At 61.0% G+C, this 26,176-nt stretch carries 21 protein-coding genes and 1 tRNA gene; 12 read left to right on the top strand and 10 right to left on the bottom strand.

Annotated elements, in window-relative coordinates:
• Positions 1-19: 19 nt before the first annotated feature.
• The 4 genes from GTP27_RS17550 to ndk form a co-directional block, all read right to left on the bottom strand.
• Complete coding sequence (locus GTP27_RS17550) at positions 20-1,087, bottom strand: helix-turn-helix domain-containing protein (protein WP_161040455.1); 1,068 nt, start codon at positions 1,085-1,087, stop codon at positions 20-22.
• A gap of 13 nt (positions 1,088-1,100) precedes the next feature.
• Positions 1,101-1,922, bottom strand: a complete 822-nt coding sequence (gene pilW, locus GTP27_RS17545; protein WP_161040454.1) for a type IV pilus biogenesis/stability protein PilW — start codon at positions 1,920-1,922, stop codon at positions 1,101-1,103.
• Positions 1,922-3,094, bottom strand: coding sequence for a dual-specificity RNA methyltransferase RlmN (gene rlmN, locus GTP27_RS17540; RefSeq protein WP_503826531.1), 1,173 nt, complete (start codon positions 3,092-3,094; stop codon positions 1,922-1,924). Before rlmN ends, pilW begins: the two co-directional genes overlap by 1 nt.
• A 101-nt stretch (positions 3,095-3,195) precedes the next feature.
• Positions 3,196-3,603, bottom strand: a complete 408-nt coding sequence (gene ndk, locus GTP27_RS17535; protein ID WP_155434869.1) for a nucleoside-diphosphate kinase — start codon at positions 3,601-3,603, stop codon at positions 3,196-3,198.
• Between the two features lie 251 nt (positions 3,604-3,854).
• Between ndk and GTP27_RS17530 the strand changes: the two genes are divergently transcribed.
• Entirely contained in the window at positions 3,855-4,535 is a 681-nt protein-coding gene (locus tag GTP27_RS17530; protein WP_161040452.1) for a Bax inhibitor-1/YccA family protein, read from the top strand.
• Positions 4,536-4,708: 173 nt separating this feature from the next.
• Positions 4,709-5,302, top strand: a complete 594-nt coding sequence (locus GTP27_RS17525) for a coiled-coil domain-containing protein (protein ID WP_161040451.1) — start codon at positions 4,709-4,711, stop codon at positions 5,300-5,302.
• Between the two features lie 242 nt (positions 5,303-5,544).
• Here the strand turns inward: GTP27_RS17525 and GTP27_RS17520 are convergent.
• From GTP27_RS17520 to GTP27_RS17500, 5 genes are all read right to left on the bottom strand, one after another.
• Positions 5,545-5,634 (bottom strand) — tRNA-Ser (locus GTP27_RS17520).
• A gap of 60 nt (positions 5,635-5,694) precedes the next feature.
• The gene (locus GTP27_RS17515; RefSeq protein ID WP_161040450.1) at positions 5,695-7,779 is read right to left on the bottom strand and encodes a putative bifunctional diguanylate cyclase/phosphodiesterase; all 2,085 of its coding nucleotides are present in this window, start codon (positions 7,777-7,779) and stop codon (positions 5,695-5,697) included.
• A 3-nt stretch (positions 7,780-7,782) separates the two neighbouring features.
• Positions 7,783-8,949, bottom strand: a complete 1,167-nt coding sequence (locus GTP27_RS17510) for an EAL and HDOD domain-containing protein (RefSeq protein ID WP_161040449.1) — start codon at positions 8,947-8,949, stop codon at positions 7,783-7,785.
• Positions 8,950-9,191: 242 nt separating this feature from the next.
• A complete protein-coding gene (locus GTP27_RS17505) occupies positions 9,192-9,806 on the bottom strand; it encodes a response regulator (protein WP_161040448.1) in 615 nt (204 codons plus the stop codon).
• A gap of 22 nt (positions 9,807-9,828) precedes the next feature.
• Entirely contained in the window at positions 9,829-11,190 is a 1,362-nt protein-coding gene (locus GTP27_RS17500; protein ID WP_161040447.1) for a cache domain-containing protein, read from the bottom strand.
• Positions 11,191-11,373: 183 nt separating this feature from the next.
• On the opposite strand from GTP27_RS17500, the gene GTP27_RS17495 reads away from it, so the two are divergent.
• The 6 genes from GTP27_RS17495 (at position 11,374) to GTP27_RS17470 (ending at position 17,549) form a co-directional block, all read left to right on the top strand.
• Positions 11,374-13,458: a carbon starvation CstA family protein gene (locus GTP27_RS17495; protein WP_161040446.1), complete on the top strand. Its 2,085-nt coding sequence runs from the start codon at positions 11,374-11,376 to the stop codon at positions 13,456-13,458.
• Positions 13,458-13,658, top strand: coding sequence for a YbdD/YjiX family protein (locus GTP27_RS17490; protein WP_155436495.1), 201 nt, complete (start codon positions 13,458-13,460; stop codon positions 13,656-13,658). The genes GTP27_RS17495 and GTP27_RS17490 overlap by 1 nt, the downstream gene beginning before the upstream one ends.
• A gap of 171 nt (positions 13,659-13,829) precedes the next feature.
• Positions 13,830-14,696, top strand: coding sequence for a ThiF family adenylyltransferase (locus GTP27_RS17485; RefSeq protein ID WP_161040445.1), 867 nt, complete (start codon positions 13,830-13,832; stop codon positions 14,694-14,696).
• Complete coding sequence (locus GTP27_RS17480) at positions 14,693-15,793, top strand: nitroreductase family protein (RefSeq protein ID WP_161040444.1); 1,101 nt, start codon at positions 14,693-14,695, stop codon at positions 15,791-15,793. Before GTP27_RS17485 ends, GTP27_RS17480 begins: the two co-directional genes overlap by 4 nt.
• Positions 15,793-16,458 carry an acyltransferase gene (locus tag GTP27_RS17475; protein ID WP_161040443.1) on the top strand — a complete coding sequence of 222 codons (666 nt, stop codon included), beginning with the start codon at positions 15,793-15,795 and terminating at the stop codon, positions 16,456-16,458. Before GTP27_RS17480 ends, GTP27_RS17475 begins: the two co-directional genes overlap by 1 nt.
• 152 nt (positions 16,459-16,610) lie before the next feature.
• Complete coding sequence (locus GTP27_RS17470; protein ID WP_161040442.1) at positions 16,611-17,549, top strand: PEP-CTERM sorting domain-containing protein; 939 nt, start codon at positions 16,611-16,613, stop codon at positions 17,547-17,549.
• A gap of 117 nt (positions 17,550-17,666) precedes the next feature.
• On the opposite strand, the gene GTP27_RS17465 is transcribed toward GTP27_RS17470, so the two are convergent.
• The gene (locus GTP27_RS17465) at positions 17,667-18,851 is read right to left on the bottom strand and encodes a glycosyltransferase (RefSeq protein WP_371865945.1); all 1,185 of its coding nucleotides are present in this window, start codon (positions 18,849-18,851) and stop codon (positions 17,667-17,669) included.
• Between the two features lie 291 nt (positions 18,852-19,142).
• Between GTP27_RS17465 and GTP27_RS17460 the strand changes: the two genes are divergently transcribed.
• The 4 genes from GTP27_RS17460 (at position 19,143) to GTP27_RS17445 (ending at position 26,176) form a co-directional block, all read left to right on the top strand.
• Positions 19,143-21,926, top strand: a complete 2,784-nt coding sequence (locus tag GTP27_RS17460; protein ID WP_308495298.1) for a hybrid sensor histidine kinase/response regulator — start codon at positions 19,143-19,145, stop codon at positions 21,924-21,926.
• 1 nt (position 21,927) lies between these two features.
• A complete protein-coding gene (locus GTP27_RS17455; RefSeq protein WP_161040439.1) occupies positions 21,928-24,108 on the top strand; it encodes a putative bifunctional diguanylate cyclase/phosphodiesterase in 2,181 nt (726 codons plus the stop codon).
• A gap of 72 nt (positions 24,109-24,180) precedes the next feature.
• The gene (locus GTP27_RS23650) at positions 24,181-25,104 is read left to right on the top strand and encodes a hypothetical protein (RefSeq protein WP_202416896.1); all 924 of its coding nucleotides are present in this window, start codon (positions 24,181-24,183) and stop codon (positions 25,102-25,104) included.
• Positions 25,088-26,176, top strand: coding sequence for a radical SAM protein (locus GTP27_RS17445; protein WP_161040438.1), 1,089 nt, complete (start codon positions 25,088-25,090; stop codon positions 26,174-26,176). Before GTP27_RS23650 ends, GTP27_RS17445 begins: the two co-directional genes overlap by 17 nt.

Raw genomic sequence — 26,176 nt, 5'->3', positions numbered from 1 at the left:
TGGTTATACAGCGTATCTTTTACTTGATGTTCACACGCGAAATCGTGCCGCCCGCAACTGGCGGCAGCGGCAAGGCTGCTCCGCCCAGCGTGGCTTCCACCCCGCCCGGTTTGCCCACGATCAGCAGCGCTGGTTCCTTGATATCGAAGGTCTCGGTGCTGCCCGCTTTCACGGTGCGCGAAATCAGCGGAGCGGCGCCGGGACGGCGGATTTCGACCCACGAATCCTCGTTCACTTTCAGCACCAGCTGGGTGCCGGCAGGCGCTGGTGCGGCCGCAGGTGCTGCTGCCGGCGCTACAGGTGCCGCCGCTGCCGTCTGCGGCTTGGCTGCTGCGGTCGCTGGTGGTGTGCCCGCAGGTGCAACGCCGCCTGCGGCCGGCGCAGCAACCGGCGCGGCAGGCGCAGGCGCTACCGCCGCAGGCGCCGCAGCATTGGCGGCAGGTGCTGGCGCAGCAGTTTCGCTGCCCTGCGCAGGCACGGATACCAGCGGCACATTGTTGTTCTGCACGGGCGCGCTTTCTTCGCCCTGCTTGACCAGCGTGGTTTCAATCGGCGTCACGGCCGCCTCTGCTGCTTTGGCCGCATCGGCCACGGCGCTGGCGCCATCGGCATCGCTACGCTGGAACATCGACAGCGGAATCATGCCGCTCTGGTAGGCGTACACGCCACCCGCCACCAGCACTACCGCGACGGCTGCACCGGCCAGCCAGCCCACCGAGCTGGTAGGACGCGGCGTCATCGAAGGAAAACGCGACTCGGTGAACTTGGGCGCGGCTTCCTTGCGCGGCGGTGCCGCTTCATAGCTGGTCGGCGAAACGACTTCTATCATCGCGACCAGCGGCGTGGCATCGAGCTTGACCACTTTGGCATAGGCGCGCACGAATCCGCGCACCACGGCCATATTCGGCAGTGCATCGTAATCACCGGCTTCCAGTGCGCGTACCTGGCGCGTTGCCAGTTTCAGTTGATCCGCGATCTGCTCTACCGTCAACCCCAGCGCTTCACGCTGTGCTGCCAGTTGCGCGCCGGGCGTGGCCGCGCTGGGTACTGCCTGTTCCTGCGGCGTATCAACCCACTCTGAATTCATCGATTCCTCTGTATCACTCATCAAACGCCCCACGTTGATAAGCAGCATACTCGGCCGAGCCGGCGTGATGGCGACGCAGTTGCGTCGCCCACGCTACTTCGGCACCGGCATCGCCGAGCTGGTGCTGCACTTTAATCGCTAGCCAAAGCACATCGGCCGTCAGACTCTCCATCTTCGCTACCTTGTTCAGGCGCGTAATGAAAAAATTGGCGCGTACCACATCGCGCTTTTCAAAATACACCTTCGCCAGATTGGCGTTGGTCGCCGGCAGATCGGGGGTCAGCTGCAAGGCTTGCAGCAGATAACGCTCCGCGCTGGCGTAATCCTTCACCTTCAATGCGCACGAGCCGGCGTTGTTAGCGGCACTGGCAGGCGCGCGGTAAGCGCGGTTGGCCAGCGCGGCATCGAACAGCGGCATGGCTTCCTTCACGCGTCCCGACTGGCACAGGAAAGACCCGTAGTTATTGGCCAGATCAGGATTGTTCGGCGCCAGTTTGCGGGCCCGTACAAAATTATCTTCGGCCAGTGCCTGCTCGCCCAGCTGCTGGTAGATCAGCCCGCGCATGCCATAGCCATCGGCATACTGGGGATCGGCCGCCAGCGCCAGCTTGACTTCGTCGAGCGCCACCAGATACTGGCCCTGCTCGTAATACCCGACCGCCAGCTGCATGCGGATATCGACTTTGCGCTGGATGGCCGTCTGATCGGACACCGTGCTCAGTTCGGCCTGACCGCTATGGCCGGGCTGCGAACCGGAGGAGGCGCAGGCAGCCAGCAGCGCACCCGCACACAGGGCGACTAGGCTGGACTGGCAACGCTGCGCCAGGGCGATCATCAGGAACGGATCTCCACGATCTTGCCGAAATTGGCACCGAACTTCTGCTGGTATTCGCTCATCTTTTCCATGCGCTCCTGCACGCGCGTGCGGTCCTGCACTTCGCCGGCCAGCTGGCCGCAGGCGGCATCGATATCGTCGCCACGGGTCTTGCGGATGGTGGTGACGATGCCGGCATCGAGCAGAATCTGCGCGAACGCCTTGATACGGGGATTCCTGGAGCGCAGCAGGCCCGATTCCGGGAAGGGATTAAACGGAATCAGGTTGAATTTGCAGTTCACACCGGTCTGGCGATCCTGCACCAGCGCCACCAGTTCGCGGGCATGCTCGTCACTATCGTTGACGCCGTCGAGCATGCAGTATTCGAAGGTGATGAAATCGCGCGGCGCAAATTCCAGATAGCGCTTGCAGGCCGCCATCAGTTCTTTCAGCGGGTACTTTTTGTTCAGCGGAATCAGGCCATCGCGCAGCGCATCGTTGGACGCGTGCAGCGAGACGGCCAGCGCCACCGGCACTTCCTGCGACAGCTTGTCTATCATCGGCACCACGCCCGAGGTGGACAGGGTGACGCGGCGGCGCGACAGGCCGTAGGCGTTATCGTCCAGCATCAGTTTGAGTGCCGTGGCGGTCGGCTCGAAGTTCAGCAGCGGCTCGCCCATACCCATCATCACCACGTTGGTGATCTGGCGTTCGCCTTTGGGGCCGGGCTCTATGCCCTTGGTGCGGCGCAGTTCGAATTCGGCCATCCACAGCTGGCCGATGATTTCACCCACCGTCAGATTGCGCGAAAAGCCCTGCTTGCCCGTGGAGCAGAAGCGGCAGTTCACGGCGCAGCCGGCCTGGGTGGAAATACACAGGGTGCCGCGGGTTTCTTCCGGAATGTACACGGTTTCCACGGCATTGCCGTTGCCCACGTCGACCAGCCATTTGCGCGTGCCATCACTGGAAGTATGATCGCTGATGATGGCTGGCGCTCTGACGTAGGCGCGGGTCTTGAGTTTGTCGCGCAGCGATTTGGCCAGATCGGTCATGCTGTCGAAGTCCGAGGCTCCGAACTGGTGTATCCAGCGCTGCAATTGTTTGGCACGAAACGGTTTCTCCCCCAACTCGGCGCAATAAGCGGTGAGCTGCGCGGGATCGAAGTCCAGCAAGTTGGTCAGAGGTGCGTTCACGGTGTTGCCCATTCTATGTAAAACAAACTCGACTACAAATGAAAAACCGTTTCTGCGCGCCGCGCAAAGGCAGCGCGGCAGAAACGGTGGTACAGCCAGTATTAAGCGCCGAAGAAGTAGGCGATTTCTACTTTAGCAGCTTCAACAGCGTCCGAACCGTGCACGGCGTTCGCGTCGATCGAATCAGCGAAGTCAGCGCGGATGGTGCCCTTGTCGGCTTTCTTAGGATCGGTAGCGCCCATCAGTTCGCGGTTTTTCAGAACGGCGTTTTCGCCTTCCAGAACCTGGATCATGACTGGACCCGAAACCATGAAGTCCACCAGATCTTTGAAGAAGCCGCGCTCTTTGTGAGCAGCGTAGAAACCTTCGGCATCTGCACGCGACAGTTGCTTCATTTGAGCAGCAACGATCTTCAGACCATTGCTTTCAAAGCGGCTGTAGATTTGGCCGATGACGTTTTTTGCAACTGCGTCTGGTTTGATGATCGACAGGGTGCGTTCGATTGCCATTTGAAAAACTCCAATAAAAAGAAAGGTTTAAAACAAAATTGATAACTCAATCAACCTTTAATTTTACCATAGAACACCCCAACTACCGAGTATCGGGGTCAGATAAGCTTGCATTAGCGGCAATTTTAACTCCGAAGCGGCTAGTTTAAGGCTAGTCTAAGCGCCCAAAGCCCTGATCTTTGCGCAATTTTGCACAGACATGCTATGCTTTTGGCAAGCAGTACCCGAATCACCAAGAGGGAGATAAGCTCATGAATAATATGCAAAATACTTACGATCTGTCGTCTGGCCGTCAACTCGTCCAGCACAAAGTGCTGCGCAATACCTACTGGTTGCTGGCCTTGTCCATGGTGCCGACCATCTTTGGCGCCGCGCTAGGCGTGTCGCTGCAGCTGCCGCTGGGCGGTGGTCTGATGGCCCTACTGTTCCTCGGCATAGCCTTCGGCTTTATCTGGGGCATCGAGAAAAACAAGGATTCCGGCATGGGCGTCGCCCTGCTGCTGGGCTTCACCTTCTTTATGGGGTTGATGCTGACTCCGCTGCTGTCGCGCATCCTGGGCTACGCGAATGGCCCTTTCCTGATCATGACGGCCTTCGGCGGTACGGCATCGGTATTTGCCGTACTGGCCAGCATCGCCACCGTGTCCAAGCGTGATTTCTCGGGCGTAGCGAGCTGGGCCTTTGCCGGCCTGATCGTGATCCTGCTCGCTTCGATTGCCAATATTTTCCTTGGCATTCCGGCACTGGCCATCGTGATCTCGGTGATCGCCATCGCCATCTTCTCGGCCTACATCCTGTACGACGTGCAGCAGATCGTGAACGGCGGTGAAACCAATTACATCCGCGCCACCCTGAGCATCTATCTGGACATCTACAACATCTTCACCCACCTGCTGTCGCTGCTGGGCATCTTCGGCGGTAGCCGCGATTAAGCCAGTTCGCACCTCAACAGAAAGCCGGCCTCGCGCCGGCTTTTTTTATTCCGCAGCCCACACACCTTTGCGCCTCCACAAACGCCACAGACAGTTTCAGCATCAGGATAAGCCATACCCTCCCCCCGCGGCACCCGAGGTATTCTTAACCCAACGCGTCTGCGAGTATCCAAATGAGCAAGCCCGTAACCTCACATCTGCAGGCCGCCCTGTCGAAAGAAACGGCGCGACCACGTAATTCGATTGACGATGATGTAAAAACGGCCGAGGATAAAGCCATGGAGCAGACCTTTGCAAAACTGGAAACGGATCTCGAGGTGATCAAAGCCGATCTGGCGACGATCAAATCCCTCTACGCAACCAAAGCGGACCTCGCGCAGGTGAAAGCCGAGATCAGTGCAGAGATTGCGACATTGCGCAGTGAAATGTACGCAAAGTTCGAGCACTTTCAGAGCAAGTTAAATGAACTGCAAGCAGGCTACGGCACACTTAAAGTAGATTTCGATCAACTGCGAGGCGATTTCAATCTACTTCGGGAGGATTTCAATCAACTGCGAGCAGATTTCAATCTACTACGGGCAGAATTCAATCAACTGCGAGGCGATTTCGTAAATCTCGGCCTACAAATAGACCTCAAATTTGACCTGCTGCGCACAGATACCAAAGCACAGATACTGGAAGCCAAAACCGCGATTATCCTCTGGGTGGTAACCACGGTTCTGTTCGCCCAGCTAATTCCGACTTTGCTTAAGCAACTAGTCTCTTAACCCTGCACCTGCCCTTCTTCTACGGCGCCGCGCCTCAACACCTACGCTAGTGCCAGTAGCGCGGATAACCAAGCGCGTTGATCGTCGAACTGGCGAGCTTGTGAAGCCTGCGAAATAGCAAAGTTGCGCAACGTCGTTCCGCAAGTCGTTAAATTCTTAAGATATGGTAGTTTGCAATCCAAGATATCGGCATCCGCAAGAAACAAAAAAGCCGCTTAAAATCAGCGGCTTAAATGTGTATCTGGCGGAAACGGTGAGATTCGAACTCACGAACGGCGCAAACCGTCGGCAGTTTTCAAGACTGCTGCCTTCAACCACTCGGCCACGTTTCCTGAACGTGCAACATTATACATTCTTCACCCGCAATTGGGGCGCTTTCCGCCGCTACAAGCTCAGGCTGCGCGGCTAGCCTGCCCGCCTGCCAGATTCTGCCGCATGGCAAGCTCAAACGCATCAGCCTCCAGCGGACGCGAAAACAGATAGCCCTGCACCTCGTTGCAGCCGGACTGGCGCAGGAATTCCAGCTGCTCGGCCGTCTCCACGCCTTCAGCGATCACCTTGTGCCTGAGCTGCTGAGCGATGCTGATGATGGTATTGGCAATAGCGCAGTCATTAGTATCTTCCGGTATGCCGATGGTGAACGAGCGGTCGATCTTCAACGTATCGATGGGGAAGCGCTTGAGATAGGACAGGCTGGAATAGCCGGTGCCAAAGTCGTCCAGCGACAGCGTCACTCCGAGCGCGGTGATCTGATCCATGATGCCGATGACACGCTCGATATTACTCATCAGCGTGCTCTCGGTAATTTCCAGTTCCAGCCATTCAGGCGCCAGACCATAGCGCTGCAATGTCGTCTGCACCCGCCCCGGCAGGCTGGCCGTAAACTCGCGCGCCGACACATTCACTGCCAGCCGCACCGGCGCCAGCCCCGCCAGCTGCCAGCGCTGCGCCTGCGCACAGGCCTGCTCCAGCACCCACTCGCCTACCTGCACCACCAGCCCTGTAGCTTCGGCCAGCGGAATGAACTCGGCCGGCGGCACCAGCCCGCGCTGCGGATGGCGCCAGCGCACCAGCGCTTCGGCGCCGATGATGCGGCCGCTGGCGATGTCGAATTTAGGCTGGTAATGCAGCAGCAGTTCGCCGTTGCTAAGCGCCTGCCGCAGCCCCGTTTCGATCCGCATGCGTTCCTGCATGCCCTGATTCATGTCCTGACTGTAGAAGGCCACTTGGTCGCCTTCCGCACCGCCCTCCTGCTTGGCGCGGTACATGGCAATATCGGCCAGCCGCAGCAGGGTCTCGGCATCGCTGCCATCCTGCGGATACACGCTGATACCTATGCTGCCGCCTACGCGCAGATCATGGCCGTCGATCAGGAAAGGCGTATTCAATGTTGCGAGCAGCTTCTGTGCCACCATACTCGCCTCGAAGTGCTGGCCGATATCGAACAGGCCGATGGCAAACTCGTCGCCGCCCAGTCGCGCCACCAGATCCTGATCGCGCAGCACGGCACGAAAACGCCGCGCCACCTCGCACAACAGTCCGTCACCTATCTCCCGCCCCAGTGTGTCGTTGATCAGCTTGAAGCGGTTGAGGTCGATAAACAGCACGCAGCCATGCAGTTTGCTGCGCTGGGCCACCGTCAGCGCCTGATCGACCAGCTTGGTCAGCAAGGTGCGGTTAGGCAGATTGGTCAGCGCATCGTAATACGCCAGATGGTGGATGCGTTCTTCCGCCAGCTTGCGCTCGGTGATATCGGTCAGATAGGCAATCAGGCCGATAGGCCGACCCTTAGGATCGCGCAGCGGCGACAGCGACAGGCTGGCCCAGAATACTTCGCCAGATTTCTTTTTGCGCCGTACCTCCATCAGCCGTCCGCCCTGTTCGAGGAAGGTATCGTCGATGCTCTCGTCCTCGTCTTCATAGAGGAACAGAATATTGCGTCCAACCGCTTCCACCGAGCTATAGCCGAACAGCCGTTCGGCGCCCTTGTTCCAGCTGATGATGAAGCCGTTCATGTCCATGGTCAGCACGGACTCGTGGATGTGATCGAGTATCTGGGCCTGATGCTGAAGCTGGTTCTCCACCTGCGCAAAGGCATGGGTGGAACGCTGGGCCAGCGACTGGGTATGCAGCACACCGGCGGCCAGATGGGCCAGCGCAGTCAGATGAGAACGGTCGAGATCCGTGTACTCGGCCCGCCCCGACACCACGAAACGGCCGAAAATCTGCGCCTCGTAGCTAATCTCCTGCGTCAGGCTGGGCACCGCTGCATCATTCGCCGCCAGCACTTCGATCACCGGCGGCTCCAGCAGCAACGCCTGCTCGTCGACGGGGATGAATTCGCCCAGCGGGCTGTGCATCACCGCCCGTACGATGCGCCCTAACTCCTCGCTGAGTGCTGTGCCGCGCAAGCGCAGCACCGCGTCACAAAGTGCCGCGCTGTAACTCAGAAAATCGGAGGATGGAGGCGCGAGCATCGCTTATATGTTCCGGCTCACCTGAATGGCCCACTGGTAGGCTTGCAGCTGCGTGGCCCAGTAGGTGGCCGGTTCTATCCCCGCCTGCTCCAGTGCAGCACGGTCCGGCTGCTCCACCAGCTTGAGTAGCTCGCCCAATGCGCCGCCACGATCCAGCAGCGCCATCACCACATCGAGATCGAGGCTCAGGGCGGCGACGATTTCCGTCATCGGCATATCGAGCAGCACGTCGAGCAGCGAGAACACGCCCGTCACAAACGCCATGTCGAGCTGGTCGCGCTCCCACTCCAGCGCCTTGCCCAGCGCTTCCATCTGCGCGGCCCGCACTGCAGCCAGCGGCAACAGCGGATTAGCCTTGCCGTCATCCTGCTGGCGCGCATACAGCAGCAGCTGCAGCCAGCGCTGCAGCTGGCGCCGGCCCAGCACATTGATGGCCTGGCCGAAGCTGTGGATAGGCGAACTGAGCGCGAACGCCGCCGAGTTCACCAGTTTCAGCAGATGGTAGGACAGCGCCGGATCCTGCTTGAGCAGCACTTCCAGTTCGCGCGAATCGGCATCGCGTGCCAGCAAGCCCAGCAGCGCCAGCAGGCGCTTGCGCGAAGTGCCGTCGTTGGCATTCAGGTCGCGCGGCGGATGCAGGGCAAAATCGCCGCTGAACCACGAAAAGCCAGCTTTGGCGCATTCGGCAATGCGCTGTTCGCTCTGTATATTGCTGGCCAGATGGGGGCCGGGCTGGCCGATCAGCGCCAGCACGGGCGGCAGCGAAGTCGAAGCGTCGTACATCAGCGATTTGGCGCCGCTCAGCGTGGCCGCCATGCCGGCCAGACCGTCGATCATGATGCGGTAGCCTGCTTCCGTGTAGCTGGCCAGCTTCTTCTGCACGGGCACCTCGGCCACGGCAGCGGCCGGCACACGCAGGATCAGGCGGTTAGGCGGCAAACCTTCCAGCTGCGACAGTTCCAGCTGGGCTGGCTGCGGCACAGGCAGGATGCAATCGAGCGGCATCAGGGCATCGAGCACGTCGCTGGTCTTCAGCAAAGCCAAGGCATTCTGCCAGACATCGCCTGCGTCTGCGGAGGGCTCTACGGTGAGGGCTACCCACTCGTTGTGCGCATTGGACACCGCATGCAAAGCTACCAGCGGGAATAAGCTCGTTTCAGACGCAGACATCAGATTCTCTTGGATAGTTGAGCTCACAATCTTAGTGGAAGAATTAACATAAAGCAATCAATTACCATCTGGAAGGATTGCATTTGTAAATAAGACCAATCTAGGACCAGAAAAGCCACGAACACGGGGTAAAAAATAACCGAGCAGCAATATAACAGAGTTTTTCCGGCAAACAGGCACAGTTAAAAATTGCTCAACGGAATTAGAAGTAAGACTCTGCTTTCTCTGCAACAATGCCTGGGCTAGCCATGCTGCACCGCGAAGCGGATCAGTTCAGCCTGCCCTTCTATACCCAGCTTGCGCTTGATGTTGAGACGGTGGGTTTCCACGGTACGCACGCTCAGATCGAGCGCACGGGCAATCTGCTTGTTCGATTCGCCCCTTGCCAGATGGCGCAGCACTTCCTGTTCGCGGGTGGTGAGCTGCATATCCGGCATCTGCGGCTGCGCCAGCTGGCGCGCCAGTGCGGTGCTGTAGTAAATCCCGCCGGACATCACCGTTTCGATGGCGACCACGATATCTTTCCCGGGAGCATCTTTAAGCACATAGCCGCGCGCCCCCGCCCGGATTGCCTGCGAGACATATTCGAGCTTGTCATGCATGGACAGAATCAGCACGGCGATACAGGGGAAGGCGACACGGAACTGGGCGGTCGCTTCGATGCCATTGGTATCACGCATATTGATATCCATCAGCACCAGATCGATGTCGATCTGGGCTGCCTGTTCCAGCGCTTCGGCCGCCCCGCCCGCCTCGGCCACCACCTGGAACTGCGGCATCGCTTCCAGCCGTGCGCGCAAGCCGTCGCGCACCAGCGGATGATCGTCCACCAGCTGAATTTTGATCGTCCCCGTCATATCACGCTTTCCTCGTTCTGATTTAACTGTCGTTGGCGGCAAACGCCGTCAGCACGGTGCCGCCAGCGCCCGATTCGATAGCGAAGCGCCCGCCTATGGCATCCATACGCTCCATCATATTGCGCAATCCGATTCCGCGCTGAGGGTGCAGTGCGATGCCCTCGGCATCGAAGCCCTTGCCATCGTCGCGGATGCAGAGATTGACGCCTTCGGCATCGCCGCGCAGCGTAATCCCGATGTGCTGTGCTGCGGCATGGCGGCCGATATTGGTCAGCGCCTCCTGCGCCAGCCGGAACAGCACGGTATTGGCCACATCGGACAGCCCGTCGGTGGCGCCGCTGGCCTCGAACTGCACAGGGGTGCCACTGCTATGGGTATATTCCTGCCCCAGATGTTTGAGCGCCGCAGCCAGCCCCAGATCGTCGAGGATGGCGGGACGCAAATTATGGGAAATCCGCCGCACTTCCCCCATCACATTGCTCAATTGATCTGCCGCATGCTCGAAGACAGCCTGCGCCGCGTCGCTCTGGCCCGGCTGGCCGGAGGACAGCCGTATCATGCCCGCCTCGATCTGCAGCTTGATCGATACCAGCCACTGGCTGATGCCGTCGTGCAGATCGCGCGACAGGCGGGCACGCTCCTCTTCCTGCGATTCCACCACGCGCTGGGCCAGCACCTTGAGCTTGGCATCGGCCACGCGCAGTTCGCTGATATTGAGCGCCACGCCCGAACTGGCCACCACCACCGCCGCCGCAATCGCGATCAGGGCTATCCACAGCATGGTGTTATGGATGTTGCCCGACTGCTGGACATCGACCTTGGCCAGCGCCTGATCCACATCGTCGAGATAGATGCCGGTGCCCAGCATCCAGCCCCAGCGCGGCAGCGGCACCACGTAGCCGAGCTTGGCAACCGGCTTATGGGTGGACGGTTTCACCCACATATAGCGCTGCAGCCCGCCGCCCTCGCGCGCACGCTGCAGCAGTTTCTGGATGGTGGGCTGGCCCTGTTCGTCGCGCAGGTCGTACAGATTGCGCCCCACCAGCTCGGGCTGGCGCGGGTGCATCAGCGAATTGCCCTGCATATCGTAGACAAAGAAATAGCCGTCGTCGCCGTAGCTGAGACTGGACAGGATGCGTTTGGCTTCTTCGCGCGCCGCCTGATCATCCCGCCCGGCATCGTACAGATGCGCAATCGAATGCTGGGCCAGCGTGACGTAGTGCTTGAGCTCGGCTTCCTTGCTGCTCAGATAGGCTTGCTGGATGGTGCTGCGTTGCTGCTGGGCCAGTAATTCCGACTGGTGCCACACTGCCAGCGCGATGGCGCACAGGGCAAGAATCAGCGGCGTAATCGCCAGAAACAGTACTTTTTGCCGCAGACGCATAGCGATCCTGCTCCGTTGAAATGATGCGATTTTACGCGCAGGCGGCCACTTCCCACTACGTAGTTATACGCAGCGCATTTGCGTATTGCTGCGCTTGTGAGCGATATGCGATTCCTGAATACTGTTCATAAGCTGCCAGCATTCCAGTTTTTACGGAGCAGCAACACTATCCTTGGAGGAAGTATGCAAACTATCACCCCTCGTGCGCCCACCACCCTGGCTTCGCGGCTAGGCTGGGCTGCCCTCGCCCTGTGCGGCGCGGCAGCGCTGGGCGTTGTCGCGCTCAAGCGCGGCGAATCGATCAGCGCCATCTGGATCGTTATCGCCGCCGTCTGCGTGTATCTGATCGCCTACCGTTTCTACAGCCTGTACATTGCCGACAAGGTACTGGGCCTCGATGCGCGCCGCCTGACCCCGGCCCAGCGTCTGAACGACGGTCTGGACCACGTGCCGACCAATAAATATGTGCTGTTCGGCCACCACTTCGCCGCCATTGCCGGCGCCGGCCCGCTGGTCGGCCCCGTGCTGGCAGCGCAGATGGGCTATCTGCCCGGCATGCTGTGGATACTGGCCGGCGTAGTCTTCGCCGGCGCGGTACAGGATTTCATCGTGCTGTTCATCTCGACCCGCCGTGACGGCCGCTCGCTGGGCGACCTGATCAAGTCCGAACTGGGCCAGGTACCGGGCCTGATCGCCCTGCTGGGCACCTTCATGATCATGGTGATCATTCTGGCCGTGCTGGCACTAATCGTGGTGAAAGCGCTGGCCGGTTCGCCATGGGGCAGCTTCACCGTGATGGCCACCATCCCTATCGCCCTGTTCATGGGCGTGTACACCCGCTACATCCGGGTTGGCCGCATCGGCGAAGTGTCGGTTATCGGCTTCGTGCTGCTCATCGCTGCCATCTTCGGCGGCCAGATCGTGCAGGAAAATCCGGCACTGGCACCAATGTTCACCTACACCGGCACCGAGCTGACCTGGATGCTGATAGGCTACGGCTTCGTCGCCTCCGTACTGCCGGTGTGGCTGCTGCTGGCGCCACGCGACTACCTGTCCACCTTCCTGAAGATCGGCACCATCGTCGGTCTGGCCATCGGCATCATCATCGTTGCGCCTTACCTGAAAATGCCGGCCATGACCAAGTTCATCGACGGTACCGGCCCGGTCTGGGCAGGCTCGCTGTTCCCCTTCCTGTTCATCACCATCGCCTGCGGCGCCGTGTCCGGCTTCCACGCGCTGATCTCGTCCGGCACCACGCCCAAGATGATCGAGAACGAAACCCATGCCCGCTTCATCGGCTACGGCGCCATGCTGATGGAATCGTTCGTCGCCATCATGGCACTGGTGGCCGCATCGACCATCGAACCGGGCGTCTACTTCGCCATGAATAGCCCGGCTGCCCTCATCGGCACCACGGTGGACTCCGCCGCCGCGGCCATCACGCAGTGGGGCTTCTACGTGACACCGGAAATGCTGGCCCAGACCGCCAAAGATGTCGGCGAGCACACCATCATCTCGCGTGCCGGTGGCGCACCGACGCTGGCCGTGGGCATGGCCCACATCCTGTCGAACGTGATCGGCGGCCAGACCATGATGGCGTTCTGGTACCACTTCGCGATTCTGTTCGAAGCGCTGTTCATCCTCACCGCCGTCGATGCCGGTACCCGTGCCGGCCGCTTCATGCTGCAGGACTTGCTGGGCGCTTTCGTGCCCGCCATGAAACAGACCGAAAACGTGGTCGCCAACCTGACCGCCACCGGCCTGTGCGTGGCCGCGTGGGGTTACTTCCTGTATCAGGGCGTGGTCGATCCGCTGGGCGGCATCAACACCCTGTGGCCGCTGTTCGGCATCGCCAACCAGATGCTGGCCGCGATTGCGCTGATCCTCGGCACCTGCGTGCTGTTCAAGATGAAACGCGCCCGCTACGCCTGGGTCACCATGGTACCGACCGTGTGGCTGCTGATGTGCACGCTGACCGCCGGCATCCAGAAGATCTTTGCGGCCAATCCTAAAGTCGGTTTCCTCGCCCACGCTGCCAAATATCAGGCCGCCTATGCCGAGGGTAAATTGCTGGCGCCGGCCAAGTCCATGGCACAGATGCAGCAGGTAATTTTCAACGATTATCTCGATGCCTCGCTGGCAGGCTTCTTCGTCATCGTGGTACTGAGCATCCTGGTGTTCGGCATCCGCACCGTGCTCAAGGCCCAGGCAGCCAGTGGCCCGACGGCGCAGGAAAGCCCGCTGGTACTGGCGAGCGGAGCCCGGTAATGCTGGGCGAAATCGTTCAGGCAGGGCGCTATCTGGGCCAGAGCGTAAGGCTGATGATGGGCCTGCCCGAATACGATACCTATGTGAGCCACCGCGAAGCCACCCATCCGGGCGAGCCCATCATGACGTACGAGGAATTTTTCCGCGAACGCCAGGAAGCCCGCTACGGCGGTGCCGGCAAGCGCGGCGGCTGCTGCTAGGCTGGCGGCAGCAAGGCGTAGCAAAACGTAGCAAAGGGGCAGGTCGGACATAGGTGCAGCGTCTGCACGGATGTCCGGCCTGCCCTCATTTTTTTCCGATCAGGGAACCTCGAGCGGGTGGCAGCGGTCTTATCTTCAGGCGCGGCACGGTCCGCCGCGCGGAGGATGCTGATGCCGCCCGCCTTTTCCTATCCACTCGCCTTTGTCCGCAACCTTGGCTGGGTCACGCCTGCCGAGCAGGCAATATTGCGCAGCAAGCGGATCGCCATCGCCGGCATGGGCGGGGTGGGCGGCGTGCATTTGCTCACGCTGACACGGCTGGGCATAGGCGCTTTCCATATTGCCGATTTCGACCGCTTCGATCTGGCCAACTTCAATCGTCAGGTAGGCGCGACCGTCACCACGCTGGGCTTGCCCAAGGTGGAGGTACTGGCCACGCTGGCGCGCGATATCAACCCCGAACTGCAACTGGCCCTGTTCCGCGATGGTGTCCATCACGGTAACTTAGGCGCCTTCCTCGATGGCGTCGATCTGTATGTCGACGGGCTGGATTTTTTCGCTTTCGGCGCACGACAAGCGGTATTCGCAGCCTGTGCCGAACGGAGCATCCCCGCAATTACCGCGGCGCCGCTAGGCATGGGCACGGCACTGCTGAATTTCCTCCCCGGCGGCATGAGTTTCGACGACTATTTCGGCTGGGGAGATCTGCCCGATACCGAAAAAGCACTGCGCTTTCTGGTGGGGCTGGCGCCGGCGGGGCTGCATGGCAGCTATCTGGTCGATCCGGCCAGCATCGATCTGGAGGCCCAGCGCGGTCCGTCCACCATCATGGGCTGCGAACTATGCGCCGGTGTGGCCGCAACGGAAGCGCTCAAGATACTGCTGCAGCGGGGGCCGGTTGCTGGCGCTCCATCCGGCTACCAGTTCGATGCCTACCATCACCGCATGGTACGCACCTGGCGACCGGGCGGCTACCGCAACCCTTTGCAGCAACTGTCCATGTGGCTTATCCGGCGGCGGCGCGGAGTACATCCATGAATCGGCCTGACTCCGCGCTGGACCCTACGCTGGAGCAGATCCTCGACCTGGCACGCTGGGCGCCCAGCGGCGACAACACCCAGCCATGGCGCTTCGAGATCCTCGGCCCGCGCCGTCTGATCGTGCACGGCCACGATACGCGCGAGCATTGCGTGTACGACCTCGATGGCCACCCCAGCCAGCTGTCGCTCGGCGCACTACTGGAAACCATGGCCATTGCCGCCAGCCGCTTCCGCCTGCAGCTACACGCCAGTCGCCAGCCGGAAGCGCCTGAGCAGCACCCACGCTTCAGCATCGACCTGCTGCCCGCGCCGCTGCTGGAGGCCAGTCCGCTGGCAGATTTCATCCGCACCCGCAGCGTCCAGCGCCGTGCACTGAGCCGGCGCGCACTGAGCTCCACCGAGCGGATCACCTTGGACACTGCACTGCCCGGCGGCTATCACGTCTACTGGCTGGAAGGAGCGGCCCGGCGTCAGGCGGCCTGGCTGATGTTCGATAACGCCGCCCTGCGCCTCACCATGCCCGAAGCGTGGCAGGTGCATCGCAGCGTGATCGACTGGAATGCGCGCTACAGCATCGCCCGCATTCCGTCGCAAGCACTAGGGGTGGATGCCATCACGGCCAGGCTGATGCAGTGGATTATGCAGCGCTGGGAGCGCGTTGCCTTTTTCAACCGCTGGCTGGCTGGCACGCTGGCGCCACGTCTGCAGATGGACCTGTTACCGGGTCTGGCCTGCGCCGCCCACTTCGTGCTGACAGCGCCACGCCGGCCGCAACGCATCGATGATTTTGTCGAGGCGGGCCGGGCCGTGCAGCGTTTCTGGCTGACTGCTACCAGTCTGGGCCTGCAGCTACAGCCGGAACTGACCCCGCTGATCTTCGCGCGCTATGTGCGCGATGGCCGCATCTTTTCTGCCACGGCAGGCATGCAGGAACGTGCCGCCAGTCTCTCGCGCCGTGGCGCAGCGCTGGTTGGCGATAGCGCATGGGATCAGGCCATCTTCATGGGCCGTATCGGCGCCGGTCCGGCCGCACGGGCGCGCTCGCTGCGGCTGCCGCTCCAGCAGCTGCTGTACGATCCGCACGGGAGTCCGTAATGCGCGCCATCAAAGGCCGGCAGATAGCCCTGTTCCTGCTCCTGCTACTGCTGATCATGGTACTGGCCCTGCTCACCACGGCACTGCTGGACACCCCTGCGCTAGGCGACTTCCGCGGCGTGCTGCTGGTGTTGTGCGCGCTGCTGCTGGTCTATCTCTACGCCATTCTGATTTACCGTGCACTACTGTTCGTGCTGCCGCTCAAAGAAGGTAGCGTCGCCGAACATACGCCGGAAGAAACCATCGCCAATCTCAACATCCTGTTCTATCTGCTGCTGTTTAACTCGCTCATCCGCACCCATTTCCTACCCGTGCCGCTGCTGCGCCTGCTCTATCTGGCGCTGGGTGCCAGATTAGGCAGCAATACCTACTGCGCCGGCGTGATACTCGACCCGCCGCTCACCGAAATCGGCAGCAACAGCATCGTGGGCCATGATGCCGTGATCTTTTCCCATGTGATCGAAGGCGAGCGACTCGAACTGCGGGCGGTAAGAATCGGCAGCAACGTCACCATAGGCGCTACCGCCGTCATCATGGCCGGCGTACAGATAGGCGACGGCAGCATCATTTCCGCCGGTGCCGTCGTCACCAAGGATAGCCGGATAGGCGCGGGGGAAGTCTGGGGCGGCATTCCGGCACGCAAACTTAAAAGTCTGAACGGCTGAACCACTGTCGGTTTTTTTGACACTCAGCCCATTCCCCCGCCATCTACCGATGCCAAGCCATTGATTTCAAAGGGACGCCAGACTATGGCAGGGCTTTTGCTCTATCAGAGTTGCGAGCCCGATTCCCGGGTTCTCACCGATCAGGAGTCTTTATGAAACAGCTCAAATTGGCCTTAGGCAGTGCGCTGCTGGCCAGCAGCATGGCCGCACATGCCGGCCCCACTGTAGGACTGGACCCCACCGGTACCGGCACCTACACCACCTATGCCGACCTGTGGACCAACGTGACCGATACCGCGCTGGCAACGGGCTTCATCCCCGGCCTGACGGTCGGCCCCGGCGGCGCCGCGCCGTATTTGACGGAACTGCGTTCGCAAATGGTCATCGGTACCATGTCCAACAGCAATATTCCGGCACTGGTCACGCCCGCCGGTCTGAACACCACGTTCGAAATCAGCAAAGTGGTGCGCTTCCAGGAACTGGTCGATGCCCAGACACCGACAACTGCCCACTTCACGATGCCCGCCTCGCAATCGGCTGCCATGGATGTCGACCCGCTGCGCGCCGGTGTACAGAATCTCGCTATCTTCCTTGACCAGATCGGCCCCGGCGCTGCCAGTAAAGCTGTCCCCGGCAATGGCACCAACACCGTGCGCTGCTATGGCGAAGGCATCACCTCGGCCGGTTGCGGCGGCCTCGGCGATCCTGATGGCGATGGCATCATGATCCTGTCTGGCCATCTGGTGTTTAACGATGCCAGCTTTACGGCAACGGGTCCCGTCGGTACCGGCTCCTTCGATTCGCGCTTCATGATCGACTATGTCGATCCTGCCTTCCTCGACATCGTCACCGGGTCCATCTTCAACGACAAACTCACGGGCACGACCAATGTACCGTCCTTCTTCACGCCCACCAGCATGTGGGATGGTGCCGTCCCCTCCACCGTTCCCTTCCTGAAGGTGGATTCATCGCAGAGCTTCGCTGCGGTGCCTGAGCCCGCCACACTGGCTCTGGTTGGACTCGGCTTCGCCGGTCTGGCACTGAGTAATCGCCGCCGCGCCCCGTCCACGGGCCCTGCCATGGCGGCGTGACCTGACTGGCTCGGCCCACAAGGCAAGGCCATACGTCTCAGCAACGCTCATCTGCTTCCATCCAGGCGGGATGAGCGTGCTTCTCACTTTGCCTCACGCAACGCAGCGATTCCCGCCTTATCTAGCGCCGAGCGCCCGCACCCCCACTCTGTCCAGTGCTGCAAGCAGACGCTGAGCCACATCATATTGCTGGAATACCTGGGCCATATGCAACGCCGCCGCACGCAAACCCGGATGCACCAGCATCTGTGTCACGCTCTCACGCAGCACCCGCGCCTGTAGCCGATCCGAGCGCAGACACCGGCCCGCCCCCACCGCCTGCACGCCTTGCATATTCAGATACTGATCAAGATTTCCGGCGATACCCAGCACCGGCACGCCCGCAGCCAGCGCCTGCTGGGTACTGGGGCTGCCGCCATTGCAGATCACCAGCTGTGCACGTTGCGCTGCCAGTTCGCCGGGCAGATAACGCGCCACATAGGCATTCTCCGGTATGGTATCCGGCATATCCTGCCCTGCCGTGGCCACCATCAGGCGTAGCGGTAACTCGGCTAGCGCCTGCAATATCAGCGGTAGCAATTCGCCCTGCCCCGAGCTACCTAGCGTCACATATACCAGCGGCAAGTCTTGCGGCAGACCGTGCCACCATGCAGGTTCGGGCGTTGCTGGTGACCACGTGACCGGCCCCAGATAAGCATGATTAGCGGGCAAATTGGTGGCCGCAAACATCTCCGCCACATCGGGGTATAGCACCTGATCCGCATCGGCATACAGACTACGCAAATCGTAGCGCAAGGCGGGCAAGCCAAAGCGTCGCCTTAGCTGGTTGAGCGGCACGCTATGCAAGGCAAACGCCAGTGGCCGCCCGGCGCGAAACAGCGCATTGGCCAGCGCAATGGGTAATATGCGTGACAAGGCCAGTGAGGGCACCGTATATTGCTGCGGAATATACGGGCTCCAGTAAGCATTAATCAGCCCGATATACGGCACACCCACCAGCCTTGCGCTGACCGCCAGTGACAGGCGGAAGTCGCCGATCACGGCAGCGGGCCGCAACTGCTCAAGCAAACGCCGGTCGTCTTCCACATAGGTTTGCAGCGTTGCCACATCATACACAGGCTTGCCGGCAGCCAATGCTGCCAGGAACTGCGCACTTGAAATACTACGGATGGGCCAGTATTCCATGTTACCGGCAGGCAGAAAGGCCTCGTAGCCGGAGGCACATGCAAAGTGTAATTCGTAGTGTAAAGGCGACAGCATGCGTGCCAATGCCAGCGGCCGGCCTACATGAGCCAGCGTCACGGCTTCCGCCACAAATAATATCTTTTTCCGCGCCATGTCCCAGCATGGAACGCCAGGTCGAACGACCTTTGCGCTAGCTCAATAGTGCCCTACTTCGATCCAGATCAATACTGATGACAGTTGGACGCTATATTTTTCCAATTGGCATTTCGCTTTCAGGCCGAATGTCGCTCCCGCTGCCGCACCACGCAGCACCACCACTTGCTGATACTGCGTGCAATGTTCCAAAATGAACGTTCAGGCCTAAGCCGTAAGCTGACCAGAATTGCCCTGCTCTCTACCGGCAGCGCCATGCTGCTCGTGTTTATCGCCTTCGCCAGCCTTTCCATCCTCAGCCGCAGCGAGGAGGAACGCCAGCAGCTTGCTTCACTCGCCGGCGTGATAGGCAATAACAGCGAACTTGCCCTGCTATATGCCGATGAGCGACAGGCCCGCAGCACGCTCGCAGCCCTGTCGGCCGATGGCCGTATCCTGCGCGCGGCACTATACACCGGCAAAGGACAGCTGCTGGCGCAGTATCGCAATGAAGCAGCAAGCAACGCAACCGGGCTGCCCGAGCGCATTCCCGTCGAAGCGCGCGGCACACGATTGCTGCGGCGGGTCTATCCGGAGCAGCAGCTACTACCGGTAATGCAACTGTATCTCCCCGTGCTACGCAACGAGCAGCATATCGGCAGCGTCATGCTGGAGGCCAGCCAGTCGCGCATGTGGCAGGATCTGCTGCGCAATCTTGCTGCCTGTGCAGGCGCCGCTCTGCTGGCATGCCTGCTGGCCCTGCTGATGGCAGCCCGCCTCAGGAACAGCATGACCGGCGCCCTGGCCGGCCTGATCAGCGCAGCGAGGCAAGTCAGTCTAGGCCAGCACAGCGGCGCGATACGGCACCAGCGCAAGGATGAAATCGGCGACCTGATCGATAGTTTCAACGATATGCTGGCGCAGGTCGCGGCACGTGATTGTGCGCTGCAACAGTATCGCGACCAGCTCGAACGTCAGGTCTGCGTGCGCACCGAGCAGCTGGAAAAAGCCAAGAACGCGGCCGAAGCCGCAAGCCAGGCCAAAAGTGCCTTTCTCGCCACCATGAGCCATGAAATCCGCACGCCCATGAATGGCGTGCTGGGGATGACGGAACTTCTGCTGGCGACTCCGCTGAGCGAACAGCAGCGCCACTACACCAGCATGGTACAGCGCTCGGGCGAACATCTGCTGGTCATCATCAACGATATTCTGGACTTCTCCAAGATCGAAGCCGGCAAACTATCGGTCGAATACATCCACTTCAATTTCCGCGCACTGCTGGAGGAAATCGAGCATGTGTTCGCGCCACAGGCACAGAGCAAGCAACTACAGCTGGAACTGGCGCTGGCGCCCGACATTCCCATCGCCGTCTGTGGCGACCCTAACCGTCTGCGTCAGGTCATCTACAACTTGCTTGGCAACGCTGTAAAGTTTACCGACAGCGGGCAGATCACCGTCGCCGTCAGTGTGACCGCCGAAGATGAGCAGAGCATAGGCCTGCGCTTCGAGGTACGCGATACCGGCATCGGCATCTCCAGCGAAGCACGGGCCCACATCTTCGACTCATTCTCGCAAGCCGATGGCTCCACCACCCGCAAGCACGGCGGCACCGGACTAGGGCTGGCTATTTCCAAACAGCTCGTCGAACTGATGGGCGGGCGCATAGGCGTAGACCATGCGCTTGCGCAAGGCTCACTGTTCTGGTTCACGGTAAATTTCGATAAGCGTCGCATCGATGCCGACCAGTCACATAGCCACGCTAACGGGGAGTGCCGCGCTTTGATAGTCGATGACAAGTACTCCAGCCAGGATCTGCTGCCCCAGTTGCTGAGTCGCTGGCAGATTACCCACGCCAGCAGCAGCGCCAGCGCCGCCATCGCTACCCTGCTGCAGGCGCAGGCCGATGCTAGCGCCTACCATGTGGCGCTACTGGAAATGGACCTGCCCCGCACCAGCGGGCTGGCCCTGGCCGCTGCGCTCCATGCTGAACCGCGCCTGAGTAGCCTGCGCCTAATACTGCTGAGCAGCGCCCGGTACGCTGCAGACGTACAGCAGCAACGAGCAGCGGGAGTTGCCTACCAGCTCATCAAGCCCATCCGCGCAAGCGATCTCTATGAATGTCTGCTCGGCAGCGTCACGCCTACGGCTAGTAGCAGCGAACTGCCTGGGCTGGCGCCGCCCGTTACCAGCCTCACGCCTCTGAGCCAGAGCAGCACCGGCCCGGCGCGCCAGCGCAAGGGGCGACGGGTGTTGCTGGCAGAAGATAATCCGGTCAATGTGGAAGTCGCCAGCGCCATGCTGGAAAGCATGGGGCTCGATGTCAGCCGCGCCGAAAACGGTGAACAGGCGCTGCAATCGGTGCAGAACGATGCCTACGATCTGGTGCTGATGGATTGCCAGATGCCCATCATGGATGGCTTTGCCGCCACCAATGCCATACGGCGCCACGAACAGCAGCAGGGACAAGGCCAGAAACTGCCCATCATTGCCATCACGGCCAATGCGCTGCAGGGCGACCGCGAATCCTGCCTCGCTGCGGGTATGGATGACTATCTGAGCAAGCCCTTCACCCGTCAGGCTCTGGGCCACACGCTGTCGCGCTGGATCAATCTGCCGCGCCAGAATCAGGACGACGGCGTCGTCACGCATGCCCGGCTGGAGCCAGACAGCGCCGCCCAAGCGGAAACCGGTGCCAGCGGCACAGCGGCCACCATCCAGCGCGAGGCGCTGGAAAATATCCGCGCACTAAGTCCGGCCAACGGCGAAGCCCTGCTCGAAAAAATCCTGCAGACCTATCTGCGCGATACGCCGGAACAGTTGCAGGCGCTGGCGCAGGCGCTGCAGCGCCACGATGACGATTCCCTGCGCGCCCTGGCCCACCGTCTCAAATCCGGCAGCGCCAATGTCGGCGCACTGGCGCTGGCCGCCAGCTGCAAGCAACTGGAACAGCTGGCCCGCCAGCACAGCAGCGCCACTGCCGCCCCGCTGCTAGCCACCATAGAGCGGCAATTCCAGTCCGCGCGGCAGGTACTGGAAGCGATACTGGAAAAGGAAGCCTGATATGGCTGCTGCCCCCATGACACGACGCGGTCTGGTGCTGGTCGCCGATGACGACCCGGTGATGCGCATGCTGATGCTGGAAATGCTGGGCCAGGTGGGCCTCGATACGGTAGAAGCCGAAGATGGCACGCGGGCACTGGCCTGCTTCCAGCACAAACAGCCCGATCTGGTGATGCTGGACGTGGAAATGCCGGGCATGGACGGACTGTCCGTGTGCCGCGCCATCCGCCAGCAGGAACAGCATGCCAGCGTGCCCATCATCATGGTGACGGGTGCCGACGAACTGGCCTCGGTGACCAGCGCCTACGAGGCCGGCGCCACCGACTTTGTCTCCAAGCCCATCAACTGGCCGATACTGGGCCATCGGGTGCTGTACGTACTGCGCGCCAGCGACGCCATCACCCGTCTGCGTCTGGCCGACGCCCAGCACCGCGCCGTGATGGCAGCCATCCCCGACACTTTCTTCCGCATCAACCGCGATGGCTATTATCTGGACTACGAACAGGGCCACCAGGCCAGCTGCGGCTACGCCAGCGAAGGCTGGGTTGGTCAGCATCTGCAGCAGGTGCTGCCGGAACCGGTTGCAAAGCTGATGCTGGCGCAGGTGCAGAGCGTGCTCGCTAGCCAGCATGTCGGCTCGCTCGATTATTCCCTGCCGCAAAGCAGTCCTGTGCGCGCGCGCGCGGGCGAACACGCCATGCCAGCGCCAGTGCGCCATTTCGAAGCGCGGCTGGTGGCAACCGGCCCGAATGAAGTACTGGGTCTGGTGCGCGACATCAGCGAACGCAAACGCAACGAAGAGCAGATTCGCCGCCTGGCCTATTGCGACAGCCTGACCGGCATACCCAACCGGCAGGCCTTCCTCGAAACGCTGGAAGCAGAACTGCGCCGTTCGCGCAAAGACAAGCACAAGTTCGCCGTGCTGTTCATGGATCTCGATGCTTTCAAGCGCATCAACGACACGCTGGGCCACGATGTGGGCGACCACCTGCTCAAAGCCGTCTCGGAGCGCCTGCGCGAAACCATACGCCCTAGCGACCTGGTATCGCGTACCGAGGCGGACGACAGCAATCTGGCCCGTCTGGGCGGCGATGAGTTCACCATCCTGATTCCCGATCTGGAACGGGTGGACGATGCGCTGGCTGTAGCTCAGCGCGTCAAAGATGCCATGTGCCGCCCCTTCCAGCTGGACAGCCATGAAATCTTCGTCACCGCCAGCATCGGCATTGCGCTGTATCCGGAAGACGGCGAAGACTGCAGCAGTCTGCTCAAATTTGCCGATACGGCCATGTACCACGCCAAGAACTGCGGCAAGAACAACGCCAAACTATACAGCTCCTCGCTGACCATGCAGATCATGAGCCACGTCCAGCTGGAGGTAGGCCTGCGCAAAGCTTTGCAGAACGGCGAACTGTATCTGCTCTACCAGCCGCAGATCGATGTCGGCAGCGCCACCATCGTCAGCGTCGAAGCGCTGGTGCGCTGGCGCCATCCGGAACGCGGCATCATCTCGCCCACCGAATTCATTCCGCTGGCAGAGGAGACCGGCCTGATCGTCCCGATCGGCGAATGGGTGCTGCGCACAGCCTGCCAGCAGGCCCGCCTATGGCAGCATGGCGACGACCGGCCGCTACGCATCGCCGTCAATCTGTCGGCTAAACAGTTCAAGGATGAGAATCTGAGCCAGATCGTGCAATCAGCCCTGCAGGACAGCGGCATGCCCGCCGGATTGCTGGAACTGGAACTGACCGAAGGCACGCTGATGGACGATGCACGGGCCACCATGCAGACGCTGGAACGGCTGCGCAGCATCGGGGTCTATCTGTCGATTGATGATTTCGGCACCGGCTATTCGTCCATGAACTACCTGAAGCGTTTTAATGTGAGCGCGCTGAAGATAGACCGAAGCTTCATCACCGGCCTGCCGCAGGATAGCGAGAACGCTGCCATCACCCGCGCCATCATCGCCATGGCACACGGCCTGAAACTGAACGTGGTGGCGGAAGGCGTGGAAACCGGCGAGCAGTTGCAGATGCTGGAACAGTATGGCTGCGACATGGTGCAGGGCTATTATCTGGGCCACCCTTCACCGCCGGAGAACATCGCCCTGATGCTGGCTAACCGTCCTGTGCTCGATGGCAGCGACAGCGCCAGAGCAGGCAAGTTCCCCGAACAGGATTGAGCGCCATCGCAGATTGTTTTTACTGTCATCCTATGCTGAACAGATTCAAATCTGCTCTGTACTGGAGGCGCTATGGATCCGCAAGAACATTCTTTCCGGCTGGTGTATACACCTGAGCGGCCAGTCTGCCGCAAACCGCTGGTCCTGCACGCGGCGGCCATCTCGCGCCGGGTAGAGGCGCTGTTCAAAGCCATGGCGCACGATTATCTGCTGCGCGAGCAGTTCATTACCGATCCGGCACAGGTACTGGCGGACTATGCCGAGGGTATGGAATTGCCGCCGCAACGCGCATCGGTCAGCAATCAGCTGGTGTATGCCGTACTCGCCAACCGCGACATGCGGCGCTGGTTGCGCCACTACGCCGGCGCCAACCAGCATCGCACGCCCTCGCGCAGCGAGTTCATGACGGCGTTCGGCAATGCCATCATCAAATACGGCGACGAGCATGCCATCATCGCCCTGATCCGCGCCAGCATCGAGCGCGCCTCCCCGTTTGCGCTGGGAGGCATGGAGCAGGCCATGCTATTTACCAGCAGCCCCATCTTCGCATCAGGCTTTCTCGTTTCCACCGATCACCGCACCATCAACGACTCCAACAGTACGCAGAATTTCGAGCACAGCTCGGCCACCATAGGCACCGGCCCCGGCACGGACGAAGGAACTGAAGTCGGTACCGATACCGGCACCCAGAGCGGAACGCACACAGGCACGGACAATGGCACCGATACGGGAACCGACACGGGTACCGATACCGGAACAGATACGGGTACCGATACCGGAACAGATACGGGCACCGATACGGGAACGAACACCGGCACGGATACGGGCACCGACGAGGGCACTGATACCGGGACCGACAATTCGGAATATGACCCCTACCGTGGACAGGAATATGTCCGCGTCACCATCGAAGCGCTGGTCCAATATGCCATCACACTGGAGACCCGCGGCCTGCTCGATCTGCGCGAAGTACAGCTGTATGAAGCCGGCCAATAAGCCCGCAGGCGCTGATGTGGTGCAGCAAAAGCGACGCAGCCGCACCCTCTCCATCATGCCGACCTTTACCTGTCCGGCAGCCTGCACGGATTGCGGTACGCTCTCCAGCCCGCAAGAACGGAGCCACCTCGATCTGGCGACGGTACTGGCTGCCATCGACGAAGCGCGCGAACTGGGCTTCTGCAACGTCGTCTTCACCGGTGGTGAAGCCACGCTGGAATGGAACACGCTGCTGCGCGGCATCGAGCGTGCGGCCAGCCATCGCCTGCCGGTCCGTCTGGTCACCAATGCCCACTGGGCCACCAGCGCCGCGGTGGCACACAACAAACTGGCTGCCCTGATGGACGCTGGCCTATCTGAAATCAACTACAGCACCGGCGACGAGCATATCCGCTTTGTTCCGCTGGAGCGGGTAGCGCACGCCTGCGTGGCCGCCTGCGAGCGCCATCTGCGCACCCACGTCATGATGGAGCTAAAAGAGGCACGCACCATCACCCCGGAATGTCTGCAGAATCACCCGCTGCTACAAGGTCTGACAACGGCGCAGCGTGGCTATCTCACCATCCTCAGCAGCCCATGGATGCCACTCAATCACAGCACGGTGTACCAGTATCCGGAAGGCGTCGCCTGCGATGTGCAGGTTGCGGCCATGCGCGGTGGCTGCACCAGTGTACTGAAAACCTACACCGTGCAGGCCGATGGCCGCGTTGGCGCCTGCTGTGGTCTGGGCCTGCGTACTATCCCCGAACTCAATGTCAGTACTACCAGCGCAGCACATTGCCTGCGGCGCGCCATCAGCGAAGCGGAGCAGGACTTTCTCAAGCTGTGGATACACTATCAGGGTCCCGCCAGAGTCGTAGCGTGGGCGGCCAGCCATGACCCGTCCATACGCTGGGAAGGCATGTATGCTCACCAGTGCCAGATGTGCCAGCGTCTTTATCACGACGAGGCCATACGCAGCGTCATCGCCAGCCACTGGCAGGAAATGATCGCCGAGGTAATTCAGGCAGCATGGCTGGACGACGTACACATTCCCGCCAGCCTGTCGCAACTGCGGCAGGAACAGGATTGA

Source organism: Duganella qianjiadongensis (assembly GCF_009857915.1).
Taxonomy (GTDB): domain Bacteria; phylum Pseudomonadota; class Gammaproteobacteria; order Burkholderiales; family Burkholderiaceae_D; genus Rugamonas; species Rugamonas qianjiadongensis.
The sequence above is the reverse complement of the archived record's forward strand: the minus strand, read 5'-3'. Positions and strand labels throughout refer to the sequence as shown.